The following is a 12,336-nucleotide window of genomic DNA, read 5'->3' as shown; positions in this document are numbered from 1 at the left end:
CAGGGTGGGGTGTGCGTCGCAAAGTGGGGGGAAATCGTATTGTCCGTCGCCCATGACGAGTTGCGCGCGTCCGCGCCGTCCACGCGTCCGAGTGCCGCAGCAGACCTGTGCCGAATCACCGTGCTCTCGACCCATTCACAGGTCGACATGGCGGTGCCGTTCGGTGTTCCGATCGCCATCCTCGTTCCGGGGATCGTCGACACGATCCGCAGCCATCGCAGCACCAATGACTTCGATGATTCACTCGAGCAATACGAACCGAGCGAGTGGGTTCTCGCGAAAATCGGTCAGTCCCCGCTCTCGACCACGCTGACGTTGCACGAGCACGGTATTCGCGACGGCGACCTGCTGGTCCTGCAGAGTGTGCAGGACAGTGCCCCGCCGCCCCTGTTCGACGACATCATGTACAACGTCGCCATCGCCGATGCCGATGCGGACCGGGAATGGACGCGCGGCTCCGCACGGGTCGTCGGTTCGGCCGCCGCCGTGCTCGGAACGGTGATCGGCTCGTTCGCGCTGCTGTGGTCCGAATCCGGGACGGACGGGTTCGTCGGTGCAGGTTGCGCACTGACATCTGCCTTCCTCTTCCTCGTCACCGGTGCGGTCACCGGCCGCATCTACGGTGACGCAGCCAGTTCCGTCGTTCTCAGTGGGTGCGCCGTTCCGCCGGCCTTCGCCGCCGGGATGCTCTTCGTCCCCGGCGACTTGGCCGCTGCCCACCTGCTCCTCGGGCTCGCACTGTCGGGCACCACCGCGGTCCTCGCGCTGCGACTCGGTGGTGTGGGGCTGAGAGTCTTCACGGCTCTGGCGGTAGCCTCCCTGTTCGGCACCCTCGCCGCGTTGGTATCGGCGACGACCGACACCGCAGCGCCCGCGGTCGCCGCCGGTGTCGTCGCCGCCGCATTGACAGGGCTCGCCTCATCGGCTCGCGTGGCGATACTCCTGGCGAAGCTGCCACTGCCGCCCGTTCCCGCACCGGGTACCTCGGTCGATCCTTCCGAGGACGATCCGGACGACGAGACCACGATGCCGTCGTTCGATTCCCTTGCCCAACGCGCCACACGTGCGCGCAGGTATCTCACCGGACTCGTCACCGCCATGACCATCCTCGCGGTCAGCGGCGCACTCCTGGCCGCGCAGCCCACACTGCACGGCGAGATCTACTGGCCCGGTTTGTGTTTGGCCGTTGCGACCGCGACCGTCCTGATGTTCCGGGGACGCACCTACATCAGCGCCGAGCAGGCCGTTCCGCTGATCGGCGGCGGCGTGACGATCCTCGTACTGCTGCTCACCGCAGCCGCGGTCGCCGTCCCCGACTACGCGATAGTTCTGTTCGCCGTGGCAATGCTGTTCGCGGCGGGCGGGTTGGTCCTCGGCATCATCGCCCCGCGGCAGACGTTCTCGCCCGTCATGCGACGCGTCGCCGAATTGATCGACCTCGCCCTGATCACGTCGATCATCCCGCTGGTGTGCTGGGTGACCGGCCTCTACTCGCTGATGCGCGGGCTGTGATGCGGCGGCTGGGTCGCCTGGTTGTGGCCACCGCGGTGGTGGCCCTCATCGCAGCACTGGGTGAAGGCAGCGCCCTGGCAGTGGTACCCGCACCCATCGACGTGGGACTGGTTCCGCCGAAGGACAGCACCAAAGTGGAGAAGCGAAGACCGTGCAAAGATGCCGTACGGGTGCCCGATGGTCCGGAAGTCCCGGTGGCTCAGCGGGACCTCGATTTTCGTTCGGTGTGGCCGATCAGTCGGGGCGCCGGGCAGCTCGTCGCGGTCATCGACACCGGGGTGGCGCGGCATCCGCGACTTCCCGGTCTCGTCGATGGTGGTGACCTGGTCGGGACCGAGACCGGGACAACCGACTGCGACGCTCACGGAACGCTCGTCGCAGGCCTCATCGCCGCGCGACAGGTTCCCGGGTCCGGTTTCTCCGGCGGCGCTCCGGACTCCCGCATCCTCGCAATCCGGCAATCGAGCAGTGCCTACAGTCCCGCAGGGCAGACCGATCAGGTCGACAACGCCGGCAACTCGGTCGGTGGATACGGCAACGTCGCGACCATGGCCGCCGCTGTCCGGCGCGCCGCCGACATGGGTGCCGGCGTCATCAACATCTCCGAAGTCGCCTGCAAGACTGCGGCAGAAGGAATCGGCGGCGGCGACCGCTATCTCGGCGCAGCTGTCAAGTATGCGGCGACGGTGAAGGACGTCGTGGTGGTTGCTGCCGCGGGCAACTATGGATCCGCGGAATGCAAGATTCAGAATCCGGCGGCCGACCCGCTCCGACCCGGAGCCGACCTGTGGGATTCGGTGAGCACCATCGCCAGCCCGGCGTGGTACGACGACTACGTCCTGACCGTCGGGTCGGTCGAGTCCGACGGTCGGGTGAGTGACTTCAGCCTCGCGGGTCCCTGGGTCGACGTCGCGGCCCCGGGATCGGGCCTTACCTCACTGCATCCGACGACGGGCGATCTGACGAATACCGTGTACAGCGCTCAGGGAAGCGCGGAACCGGTCAACGGCACCAGTTTCGCGGCCCCCTATGTCTCGGCCACCGTCGCCCTGGTTCGCTCCAGGTTTCCTCAATTGTCGGCCCAGCAGGTCATCGCGCGTATCGAGGCCACGGCGCATGCGCCCGCGGAAGGGTGGAATCCGTTTGTCGGGCACGGCGTCATCGACCCGCTCGCAGCCGTATCTGCGAATGTTCCGACGGGCGGCTCAGCAACCGACGGCGCCGCACGCTCGGTCCCCCTGGAGGCCCTTCCTGCAGTTACTCAGCCCGATCACCGCCCTCGCGATGTCGCGCTGGTAGCGGTCGGCTCGCTCGCTGCACTGCTCATCCTCGGAGTGCTGGCGTCATTCCCACTCCGGCGGAAATTGCACTCCGCGACGCAGCACCGAAGCTGACTCGTTCTCCGAGTCAACCCGGGCCGACGCGAATGTGCGTCGGCCCGGATTGGCAGTTCGGTGTTTCAGTTCGAACCGGAGGCGACTGCGGCCGGGTCCGCGTCGGGCGCCACCCCGTCGTGTGCGACGAGCGCGGAGGACTTCGCGAGCGTGGGGCCCGGTGCGAGGAGTCCGAGTATCTGCCACGGAGCGAGCGGCGGCTCGGCTGTCACCCCCAGTGCTTTCGCGGCGTCTGCGTCGGGAACGCCGAACCGTACTCCGGTGTCAGCCACGAAGAACGTGCTGTCTCGCCGGGTGCTGTGGCGTTCGATACCGGTCGCTTGCACGAATCCCCCCGAACCGGATTCGACGTAGACGAAATCGGCACTGTCCCCGCCACCGTCCGCCTGCGCCAGCTTCACCGTGTGCGCACCATCGGGGATGGGGAGACTACGTCCTGCAATAAGGGACAACTCGGCGGCCGGACCACTCGCTGCGGTCTCGTTCCGTCCGCGCAAAGGTTTCCAGATCAGGCAACTCACCGGACTCGAGATGGCGTCGACGATCTCGGGTGCCGACTCCGGGAAGCTCGACACGGCGATCTGCTCCACCGAAGGAATCCGGTTGGTGGCGTCCGGCGAGACACTCGACATCTCGGTGTCCCCGTGCGAATCCGAAAGGAAGATGAGGTTGGCCACAGCGGAACTGATCTTCTGAATTCCATCCCGCAACACGACGTAGTGGGTGGTTTCCGATCCGATCACTACCTGGAACACCGACCCGATCACCTTGTCGCGCAGAGCAAACCGCGGCTGGCTCCCCGCTCCCGGGATGCTGGGCGCTACCAGCGGCGGCACTTCCGGAACCGCGTTGACGAATCCGAGGCTTACCGGTCGTGGCGTGGCACCCTCGAGGCCGAGGGCACGGGTGATCGCGGGGTCGTGCATGTCGATCTTCGCTCGGGTGCCGTTATACATCAGATAGGCGGCGTCCGAGGTGGACACCAGCAGCGCCTGGTCGCTGGCGAGGCCTCCCCCGCCCTCGATCGGGTCCGGCTCACCGACCACTACGGAGGTCGTGACCGCACGATGTCCGTCTGCCCCGACCGAGTCGCATACGGCCCACGGTGTCTTTGCTGCTGCGTCACCCGGCGGGAGCGCCGACGGTGCACCGGGGATTCCGACCAGCGCCCCGCGGGGCCGAGTGTCGATCTCCGATTCTTTGACGATTACCGGCTTCTCGGCCTGCCCCACAATGAGGCGGGCAGACGACAGATTGAGCACCGGGCGCAGCGTGTCCCCCATGACCACGAACATCGCACCGGAATCCTTGCCGACGACGATGGACGCGTCACCGATTTTGTCCTGGGGCCGGAACAGCGCCAGCGCTGCACACCCCGCGAGTCCTAGCGAGGCGATCACCACCCCCACCGCGAGTGCGCGCGACTGCGACCGCATAGGGTCGTGCAACATTCGTACGTCACGCCGCACCAGGGCGTGTTCCATCCGTCTGACCAGAAAGCGATACCCGTTGACCTGCCACCGAGTGGTGGGTGTTACAGCCATTGTTCCTCCCCCGTGCTGCACAACGCTCGGGGTGACACAGTACAGTTCGAATCACAGTCGTCACGGCGGACGGGTACGGGTCTGCCTGGGTTCAGGTATTCGGGGGAGGCACCGTGGACCGTTCGCGCGTCACAAGCTGGCAGTTGGCACATCGCGTTTCGGCGACCGAGGTCGTTGTCGCGCAAATAGTGGGAGTTCTGGCCGGGGCACTGGCCTCGGTGTGCGGAGTGGTGTGGTGGGGCGCCGTCATACTCGCCGTCGTCGTCGCTCTTCTGGCGGTCGTACCCATCGGCGGGTGGTCGACCCTGGTCTGGGCGCGAACGGCGTGGCGCTACTTCACGACACCGAAGGTCCCGCGCTTCCGCACCGTCAGTTTCGCCGGCCCGACAGGACAGTCCGTCGGTTTGCGGTGGGACGGCGCAAGCGTGGTCGCGGTGGTCGAGGTCCTTCCGCCGGCGGGAAGCCTGACCCAGATCACCCGGGACGGTTTCCAGTCGACGCACGACCTTCCCACCGAGGCGCTCGCCGGATGCCTTGTCCAGCACGATATCTCGCTCAGCGGCATCGATATCGTCAGCCATGGGTATCGCGCCGCCGCGGGCACGCCGGCCACCGATGTCTACGACCGCCTGGTCGGCCCCCTTCCCGCGACAGCCACCCGGACGGTGTGGGTCGCCCTCCGATTCGACGCCACCGGCAGTGTCGAGGCCGTCGCGCGCCGCGGCGGCGGTGAGCACGGCGCCTCTCGCGCCATCACCATCGCGGCAAGTCGCGTCGTACGCGCACTCGCCGACGCGGGATGCCGGGCCCGAATTCTCACAGCACCCGAGATCGACTCCGCAGCACTGGTCATCAGCCGCGGTGTCGACCCGAGATCTCTCACTCAGACGTGGAAGCATGCTCTGTTGCCGGGGGTATGCAGTACCGGATACAGCGTCGATCCGCGCTTTCTCTCCAAAGAGTTGCTCGCGAAACTGTGGGTGCCGTCCAGTCTCGGCACCACCGTGACCATTCGGCTACGACCGAGCGCCAACGACGGGCAGGTACTGATCGGCGCCGGATGTCGGATCACCACCCGGACGATGCCGGAACCATTCGCTGTGCACGGGCTCGTCTCGATGCGAGGCCGCCACAAAGAAAGTTTTCTGTCCAATCTTCCTGTGGCAGTGTCTGATCTGGACGCTGTGATGCCTATGGCCGATGTGCCGGTCGACACAGTGCGACACCTCCAGTTGCCGCCGGCGGGGTGTGGCCAGTTGATCGGATCCGACGACTACGGTCACGGGATCACAGCACGCATCTTCGGCCCGGGCGTCGGCATGGTGTACGTCGCGGGCGAGCTGTACCTCGCCCAGCAACTTGTGTTCCGTGCCGTCGCCACTGGGGCCCGGGTCCTCATCCAGACAGATCGACCCGATGCATGGTCGTCCCTGATCGACTCGATCGCCACGCCCGACCGCCTGCGCGTCGCGGGACATAACTCCCAATCCGACAACAAGTTCAACACCGTGGTGTTCGACGGTGTCGAAGCTTCGACCCCGCGGGCCGGCGTCACTGCTCTCTACCTTTATGCCGAGCCCAGCCAGTGGCCGGGCGCCGAACCCGACCTGTCCATTGTCCAGCCGAGCGCGATGGGTGATCGGATTCTCCTGTCGACCGGCGGGACGAGTATCGAGTTGATGCTGGTCACCATTTCCTCCGAAACGGCATTCATCGGACGGCCCCGCGCGGTAGACGATTACCAGCCGGCCTACCAGTCCTAACCGGGGTAGCTCTCGGTCGCACGCTGGAGTCGCACAGCACGGGCCCACCAGACCAACTGCGCGAGCATCCGATCCGCCGAGTCGACGGCGGCGCCATCAGTGGTGCGACCGTTGTCGTCGAACTTCTTGCGCACTTGGTGGAAGCTCACACTTTGACGCACCGAAACCATGTGTAATTCCGCCACGACCTGGCGCAGTTGCTCGGTCGCACGCAAGCCGCCCGACACTCCCCCATACGACACGAAGCCGATGGGCTTTGCGCGCCACTCGTGTTTCACACTGTCGAATGCGGTCTTCAAAGCGGCCGGATACCCATGGTTGTACTCGGATGTGACGGCCACGAATCCGTGGGCGCGCCCCACCCGTGCCCGGAACGCGTCGGTGGCGGGAGAATCGTCGAGGTTCTGAGGCAGCGAGGTTTCGAGCAAGTCGATGACGCCCAGTTCCACGTGAGGATATGTGCGAGCGCGTTCGACGAACCAGTTCGCCACGACGGGGGCAATGCGCCCGACCCTGGTCGATCCGATGATGAGTTCTAACCGGACGGGCTCGATTTCGCTCATCAGAAAACGAGCTGCCCGGCAAGTTCGGCCGCGTGATCGAAATTCTCGGCGAGGTGGGTATCCGGGAAATTGCTCAGATAGTCGCCATGAATTCTGGACACCTTCTTGTTGGCATTGTCGACCAGGACGACAGGTTTGCCCATCAGTACGGCAAGGATTCCCGCATGCAGCCGATCGGTGACCACGAGCCGCCCCTGCGACAAGATCGCCACTGCATTGTCGACCACCATGTCCGCTTGCCAGTCGAAGGCACGGCGCGTCAGCGGGTACATACGGGACCGAACACCCGGCAGCTTGTTCAATAGCAGAAGTCCGAGCGTAGTGGGCCACCACTGGGCGTTGTCGGCGGCACTGACGTGCCAATCCGTCATGTACGCCGACGCGAGTGAGGCCGGAAGGCTCTTCGCGGACTGAACGGATTCGGGGTCGCGGCGTTTGAGAAGCACGATATCGCGCGTGGGTTCGGCGGAGGGCGCGATCCTTCCGACTCCCAATGCTGCATCAGCACAGAAGACGACGGTGTTCTCGGGAAATAGTTCACGGGCCAGTTCATAGCCGCGCCGGTCCCGCATCAGCAACGTGAGATCGGGATGCTGCGCATAGATTCGCTGCGCCCTCGCCAGCGCTGCGTCGTCATGGAACTCGATGGTCTGTGGCATCTGAACGATTTTTCGTTCCGGATGCTCCGCGATCACGCGCTCACGGAACTTTTGGTAGCCGAACCATCGATCGCCGAAATTCCCGCCGCCATTCAACAGCAACGGTCCTTCGGGAACACACGCGGACAAAACCTTCGTGTCATAGGTGTGCAGCGCGCAGACGTAATCCACGCTCGCACCCATCCTGGCCAGATAGCTGAGCGTCCCCTGGTAGATCAGAAGGTCACCCGCGTTGAAATGCGCCGGATAGTCGAGGAGAGCGACCGACTGTCCATGCTGCACAGTGGGTGCGAGCGCAGCGATGGTTGCTCGTTGCAGATCGTCCAAAGGGTCGTTCATGAAATCCTCACGGCTGGGAACTTCCTCGGGGCATCCTGCACGTTACTGCACCATCGCGATACCCGCCGGTATACGAACGACGCCTAGCCACGCTGCTGACACCTATCCCTTCGTCATACCCAGCCAGCGTCGGGTGATTCCACCGAGAACCTTGTCCCGCGTACGCCCTCGCCGAATGGCGCGCTCGAGCGCCGTTTCCAGCTCCAGGTCCCGGACCCGGGCCTCTCGTAACGCGTTCAGATTCTCCAGAGCGAAGAGTGTGCCCGTGCCGCTGAGCGACAGACGGTTCACTGCCTCCGGTGTCACACGGTGAGGGAGAGTGCGGGATGCGCCGTCGGCGGCACGAAGGCTGACCATTGTGCGAACACACTTCTCACACCGGCCACAGTTGAACTTGCCGTCACGGTTCTTCCAGCAGACCCTCAGATTGTCCATCGCGACGTCGTTTCGCGCGAGGAACGCAATTTTCTCCGTCCGCGTCAACGACGTGCCGTAGTGCTCCAGCCGCACCGCACTACTCGACCACAACGGGTCCAGATCCGGATGCGTACCCCAGGGATGCAGATCAGCCTCCTGAAAGGAGGACGGAATGAGCGCGGTGTGGATGTGATCCGACAACGAGTGCGCGACGGTCGCCAGCGCTGCTCCGTGATAGTCGGTGCCCCACAGACACCTCGCCTTGTCCGAGAGCTGCCTGAGATTCGTCCTGACGACGACAAGCGTCTTGCCGAGCGCGTCCGCCGCGTTTCGCGCTCCCGCCTCCGCCTTCGCCGCCAACTCGACATCCGAAAGCTTGATGTCGAACCCGTGAACGAAAATCAGATGCGTAATGCGTTCGCTCGCTGCGATTGCCGAGTGAAAGGAGTCGACACCTCCACTGAAGAAGCAACCCACTCCCCGCTGCGAACCGGCATCCGACCCGGCTACCTCGTCTGCCTCCACCCTTACCGACGAATACCGTCTCGGGTACCAATCGCGCAGAATCCGCTGAGCGTGCGGAAGATTCGACAACGCGAGAGCGTCGACTGGATCCGAGAAGATCAGATCGGAATGAAGACGCATCGCGACAACCGACAGCGCAGGGAGCCACGGTGTGGCCGATTTATCGACGTCGACGTTCGCGTCGACGTGCAACTCGAACGGCCCCTTGGGGGTAGTGACCCCGACCTTGGCTGTGCGGCTGCGTGCATCCTCCACTCGAACACGAATTTCTGATGGCATGATGCGGATTCTTGCACAGCCCGATTGGCTTCGTCGGCCGCGGGTTTTTCCGCCTCAGTCAGTCGCCACAGCAACCTTCGGGCAGAGTGCGAATGTCGCGGGTGACTTCATTGCGCGCCGCAAGATCGGCGTCGTCGGGATAGTCGACCCGAACCAGCGACAGACCGTGCGCGGGTGCCACCAGGATCGAACTTGCCCTCGACCGCTCCCGCAGCAACTCGTCCACCCACCCGAGGTCGCGGCGGCCCTCCCCCACGGCGAGTACGGCACCGACGAGGCTGCGAACCATCGACCAGCAGAAGGCATCTGCGTTGACGAATGCGGTGAAAATCTCCCCGTCACGTTCCCAGTCGAAGCGTTGCAGATCGCGAACGGTGGTGGCCCCTTCTCTGCGCTTGCAGAACGCGGCGAAGTCGTGCAGCCCTATCAGTCTGGCGGACGCCGAGCGCATTACGTCGAGGTCGAGCACCTTCGGATACGACACGATGTCGCGGGCACGCAGGGGATCTGCTCCGTACTCCGCGGTGGTCAGGCGGTATTCGTAGTGCCGGCGCATCGCGGAGAAACGCGCGTCGAAATGCTGCGGCGCACGTGAGATGCGGGTGATTCGTACATCTTTCGGGAGGAAGCGGGCGAGTCTGCGGATGAGTCGGGACGGATCGTCCGGCAGCGACTCGGCGGGAACGTCGACGTGCGCGACCTGACCTGCCGCGTGGACCCCTGCGTCGGTCCGTCCCGCCACCGTCAGTTGCAGGGGGGTACGCAGGACGGCTCCGAGTTTCTCCTCGATTTCCCCGCAGACCGTGCGCAGCCCGTTCTGGCGAGCCCACCCGGAGAACTCGGTTCCGTCGTAGGCGATGTCCAGCCGCAATCGAACGAGCCCGTCGCCCCGAGAGGGGGTGACGGGCTCGTTCGATTCAGCGTGTGCCGAAACCAAGTGGACTAGTCCTTCTTGGCCTCGTCGGCCTCTGTCGCATCTGCGGCGGTGGCGGACTCGTCTTCGATGGCGTCGACGACGGCGTCAGCGTTCGCGACCTCGGCGGCGGTGGCCTCGGCCTCGACTGCGTCGACAACGTTCTCGTCCGACGCGGCGGGGGCCGCGGCCGGAGCATCCTTCGACGCCTTCACGCGACGTGCGCGGTCGGCCTCGGAGGTGACGGTCTTTTCCTTGACGAGCTCGATGATGGCCATCGGAGCGTTGTCACCCTTGCGGGGAACCGTCTTGATGATGCGGGTGTATCCACCGTCACGGTCCGCGTAGAACGGGCCGATCTCAGCGAACAAGGTGTGTACGACATCCTTGTTGCGGATGACCTTGAGAACCTCGCGGCGGTGCGCCAGGGTTCCCGCCTTGGCGTGCGTCACGAGCTTCTCGGCGTACGGCCGCAGGGCCTTCGCCTTGGACTCGGTGGTGGTGATGCGACCGTGCTCGAAGAGCGCGGTAGCCAGATTGGCGAAAATCGCCTTCTGGTGCGAAGCCGACCCGCCGAAGCGGGCACCCTTCTTGGGCTTGGGCATGATGATCTCCTAGTAAAGGACCGGAAGCGGCTACAGCTGTTCGGTCTCGGCGTAGTCCTCGGTACCGTCGGCATCGCCGAAGGAACCGGCATCCGTGTCACTCCACGTTCCGGTGGCGGCGTCGTAACCGGCAACGGTGGTGGGATCGAAGGACGCGGGGCTGTCCTTGAGGGACAAGCCCAGCGAATGCAGCTTGACCTTCACCTCGTCGATGGACTTCTGTCCGAAGTTGCGGATGTCGAGCAGGTCGGACTCGGTACGGCCGACAAGCTCACCGACGGTGTGAACACCTTCGCGCTTGAGGCAGTTGTAGGAACGGACGGTGAGGTCCAGGTCCTCGATGGGCAGTCCGAAGGAAGCGATGTGATCGGCCTCGGCGGGCGAGGGTCCGATTTCGATGCCTTCTGCTTCGACGTTCAGCTCACGGGCCAGGCCGAAGAGCTCAACCAGGGTCTTGCCCGCAGAAGCGAGCGCGTCCCGAGCGGTGATGGAGTTCTTGGTTTCCACATCGAGCACGAGCCGATCGAAGTCGGTGCGCTGCTCGACGCGGGTGGCCTCCACCTTGTAGGTGACCTTGAGCACCGGCGAGTAGATCGAGTCGACCGGGATGCGGCCGATCTCTGCGCCGGACGCCTTGTTCTGGACGGCGGGGACGTAGCCGCGACCGCGCTCGACGACGAGCTCGATCTCCAGCTTTCCCTTGTCGTTCAGGGTGGCGATGTGCAGATCCGGGTTGTTCACGGTGACGCCGGCCGGGGGCACGATGTCGCCTGCGGTCACAGCGCCGGGGCCCTGCTTACGGACGTACATGGTGACCGGCTCGTCCTCTTCGGAGCTCACGACGAGGCCCTTGAGGTTCAGGATGATGTCGGTGACGTCTTCCTTCACACCGGGGACCGTGGTGAACTCGTGCAGAACGCCGTCGATGCGGATGCTGGTGACAGCAGCGCCGGGGATCGAAGACAGCAGCGTGCGGCGGAGCGAATTGCCGAGGGTGTACCCGAAACCTGGCTCGAGGGGCTCGATGACGAACTTCGAGCGGTTGTCAGCGATGACCTCTTCGGTCAGCGTGGGTCGCTGAGAAATGAGCATTGGATTTCCTCCTGTACGGGCGTCCGCTATTTGACGCCCACGATGGGAAAGGCACTGCGCGCCCGTGCGCCTTTCTGGTAGTGGGAACTACCAAAAAGGCGCACGGGCCGGAGGCCTTACTTCGAGTAGTACTCGACGATCAGCTGTTCCTGCAGCGGGACATCGATCTGCGCACGCTCGGGAAGCTGGTGAACCAGGATCCGGAGCCGTCCGCCGACAACCTGCAGCCAACCCGGGATCGGGCGATCGCCCTGGGTCTCACGCGCCACCTGGAAAGGAAGCGTCGACAGCGACTTTTCCTTGACATCGATGATGTCGTACTGCGAGACGCGGTAGCTGGGGATGTCGACCTTCTTGTTGTTCACAAGGAGGTGACCGTGCGTGACCAGCTGACGTGCCTGGCGGCGGGTGCGAGCCAGGCCGGCGCGGTACACGACGTTGTCGAGACGCGACTCCAGGATGCGGAGCAGGTTCTCACCGGTCTTACCGGGGCGGTTGTTCGCCTCCTGGTAGTAACGACGGAACTGCTTCTCCATGACGCCGTAGGTGAAGCGAGCCTTCTGCTTCTCCTGCAGCTGGAGCAGGTACTCGCTCTCCTTGATCCGCGCACGGCCGTGCTGGCCCGGCGGGTAGGGACGACGCTCGAACGCCTGGTCGCCTCCGACGAGGTCGACGCGCAGACGACGCGACTTGCGGGTGATGGGTCCGGTATAACGTGCCATTTTTTTCTA

Annotated in this window: 11 protein-coding genes; 3 read left to right on the top strand and 8 right to left on the bottom strand. The window is 64.7% G+C overall.

The genetic code is table 11. The features are described from left to right. Window positions 1-39: 39 nt before the first annotated feature. A complete protein-coding gene (gene eccD, locus GFS60_RS25895; protein ID WP_159925648.1) occupies window positions 40-1,512 on the top strand; it encodes a type VII secretion integral membrane protein EccD in 1,473 nt (490 codons plus the stop codon). Then, a complete protein-coding gene (gene mycP, locus GFS60_RS25890; protein ID WP_159927544.1) occupies window positions 1,509-2,906 on the top strand; it encodes a type VII secretion-associated serine protease mycosin in 1,398 nt (465 codons plus the stop codon). The genes eccD and mycP overlap by 4 nt, the downstream gene beginning before the upstream one ends. A 65-nt stretch (window positions 2,907-2,971) precedes the next feature. Here the strand turns inward: mycP and eccB are convergent, their stop codons facing one another. After that, window positions 2,972-4,450 (bottom strand): type VII secretion protein EccB, encoded by a 1,479-nt coding sequence (gene eccB / locus GFS60_RS25885; protein WP_159925646.1) that lies wholly within the window; start codon window positions 4,448-4,450, stop codon window positions 2,972-2,974. Window positions 4,451-4,563: 113 nt separating this feature from the next. Here eccB and eccE point away from each other — a divergent pair, with 113 nt between their 5' ends. Continuing rightward, on the top strand, window positions 4,564-6,213 hold the full coding sequence (gene eccE / locus GFS60_RS25880) for a type VII secretion protein EccE (protein WP_159925644.1): 1,650 nt from the start codon (window positions 4,564-4,566) through the stop codon (window positions 6,211-6,213). Here eccE and GFS60_RS25875 read toward each other — a convergent pair. The 7 genes from GFS60_RS25875 to rpsD all read right to left on the bottom strand — a co-directional run bounded on the left by GFS60_RS25875 (window position 6,210) and on the right by rpsD (window position 12,327). Beyond that, window positions 6,210-6,776, bottom strand: coding sequence for an NADPH-dependent FMN reductase (locus GFS60_RS25875; RefSeq protein WP_159925642.1), 567 nt, complete (start codon window positions 6,774-6,776; stop codon window positions 6,210-6,212). The genes eccE and GFS60_RS25875 overlap by 4 nt on opposite strands. Continuing rightward, entirely contained in the window at window positions 6,776-7,774 is a 999-nt protein-coding gene (locus tag GFS60_RS25870) for a polysaccharide pyruvyl transferase family protein (RefSeq protein WP_159925640.1), read from the bottom strand. The genes GFS60_RS25875 and GFS60_RS25870 overlap by 1 nt, the downstream gene beginning before the upstream one ends. 102 nt (window positions 7,775-7,876) lie before the next feature. Further along, a complete protein-coding gene (locus GFS60_RS25865; RefSeq protein ID WP_159925638.1) occupies window positions 7,877-8,995 on the bottom strand; it encodes a hypothetical protein in 1,119 nt (372 codons plus the stop codon). Between the two features lie 58 nt (window positions 8,996-9,053). Continuing rightward, complete coding sequence (gene truA, locus GFS60_RS25860; protein WP_159927542.1) at window positions 9,054-9,866, bottom strand: tRNA pseudouridine(38-40) synthase TruA; 813 nt, start codon at window positions 9,864-9,866, stop codon at window positions 9,054-9,056. Between the two features lie 71 nt (window positions 9,867-9,937). Further along, window positions 9,938-10,513, bottom strand: a complete 576-nt coding sequence (gene rplQ / locus GFS60_RS25855; protein WP_159925636.1) for a 50S ribosomal protein L17 — start codon at window positions 10,511-10,513, stop codon at window positions 9,938-9,940. A 30-nt stretch (window positions 10,514-10,543) separates the two neighbouring features. Beyond that, window positions 10,544-11,605 carry a DNA-directed RNA polymerase subunit alpha gene (locus GFS60_RS25850; RefSeq protein WP_109331566.1) on the bottom strand — a complete coding sequence of 354 codons (1,062 nt, stop codon included), beginning with the start codon at window positions 11,603-11,605 and terminating at the stop codon, window positions 10,544-10,546. Between the two features lie 116 nt (window positions 11,606-11,721). After that, window positions 11,722-12,327 carry a 30S ribosomal protein S4 gene (rpsD, locus tag GFS60_RS25845; RefSeq protein WP_109331567.1) on the bottom strand — a complete coding sequence of 202 codons (606 nt, stop codon included), beginning with the start codon at window positions 12,325-12,327 and terminating at the stop codon, window positions 11,722-11,724. Window positions 12,328-12,336 lie beyond the last annotated feature (9 nt).

The sequence above is a fragment of the Rhodococcus sp. WAY2 genome, assembly GCF_009859915.1.
Taxonomy (GTDB): Bacteria; Actinomycetota; Actinomycetes; order Mycobacteriales; family Mycobacteriaceae; genus Rhodococcus_F; species Rhodococcus_F oxybenzonivorans.
The sequence above is the reverse complement of the archived record's forward strand: the minus strand, read 5'-3'. Positions and strand labels throughout refer to the sequence as shown.

Coding starts and splice junctions, on each gene's coding strand:
- GFS60_RS25865 (WP_159925638.1), bottom strand. CDS start 8,995: ATGCCATCAGAAATTCGTGTTCGAGTGGAGGATGCACGCAGCCGCACA.
- eccB (WP_159925646.1), bottom strand. CDS start 4,450: ATGGCTGTAACACCCACCACTCGGTGGCAGGTCAACGGGTATCGCTTT.
- rpsD (WP_109331567.1), bottom strand. CDS start 12,327: ATGGCACGTTATACCGGACCCATCACCCGCAAGTCGCGTCGTCTGCGC.
- GFS60_RS25870 (WP_159925640.1), bottom strand. CDS start 7,774: ATGAACGACCCTTTGGACGATCTGCAACGAGCAACCATCGCTGCGCTC.
- rplQ (WP_159925636.1), bottom strand. CDS start 10,513: ATGCCCAAGCCCAAGAAGGGTGCCCGCTTCGGCGGGTCGGCTTCGCAC.
- GFS60_RS25875 (WP_159925642.1), bottom strand. CDS start 6,776: ATGAGCGAAATCGAGCCCGTCCGGTTAGAACTCATCATCGGATCGACC.
- GFS60_RS25850 (WP_109331566.1), bottom strand. CDS start 11,605: ATGCTCATTTCTCAGCGACCCACGCTGACCGAAGAGGTCATCGCTGAC.